At 68.7% G+C, this 741-nt stretch carries 1 protein-coding gene; it reads left to right on the top strand.

The window, feature by feature from the left end:
- Positions 1-501: 501 nt before the first annotated feature.
- Positions 502-741: deaminase (locus tag RM530_RS18405; RefSeq protein WP_311366725.1), on the top strand; the 240-nt coding region annotated here is incomplete at its 3' end.

Below are 741 nucleotides of genomic sequence, written 5' to 3'. Positions count from 1 at the left end.
CAACCGTGTTCCGCGTCAAGCAGTCGAGGTGCAGTATGGTGCGGATTCCAAGGCTGCCGGGTACGCAGGATGGCATTGAGTAGGTAGCGTGGGCAAAGGCCGTGGGCCGTGCCCACGCGGACGTTCACGCCCGGCCACCGCGTGGGCACGCTGCGCTTTGCCCACCCTACCGGCCGACAGGCGCGGGGTTCGCGCAAAGTAGGTAGCCGCCGTGTTTGCCGTCGTCGGCGCCGTGCTGATCTTCTTCGGCTTCATGCACAGCAAGGCCATCGGCGTGTTCAAGAGCCCCGAGCTGGCCCTGAGCTATCTCGGCGTCGCCGTGATTTCCCTACATCTGCGAGCGGTTTGCGGCGGACAAGACCGCACAGCCCTACGATGGCCACGAACCGCCGGCCACCGAGGCCCTGATGGAGCCCGGCGGATAGAACTGAGTTCCGCAGACCGGGTGGCGGAACGCAGACCGCCGCCCGGGCCCGCCTGTCCGTGCACTACTATCGGCGGATGAACGATCCGCGCCACGATGAACACTGGATGCGTGCAGCCTTGCAGTTGGCGGAGGCGGCCGGCGCCGCCGGGGAGGTCCCGGTCGGCGCGGTGGTCGTCGATGCGCAGGGACAGTGCGTGGGGCAGGGCGCCAATGCGCCGATCACGCGGCACGATCCGAGCGCGCACGCGGAAATCCTCGCGCTGCGGATGGCGGGCGGGGCGCTCGGCAACTACCGGCTGGCAGGCTGTTCGCTG

The organism is Banduia mediterranea, assembly GCF_031846245.1.
GTDB lineage: Bacteria > Pseudomonadota > Gammaproteobacteria > Nevskiales > Nevskiaceae > Banduia > Banduia mediterranea.
The sequence above is the reverse complement of the archived record's forward strand: the minus strand, read 5'-3'. Positions and strand labels throughout refer to the sequence as shown.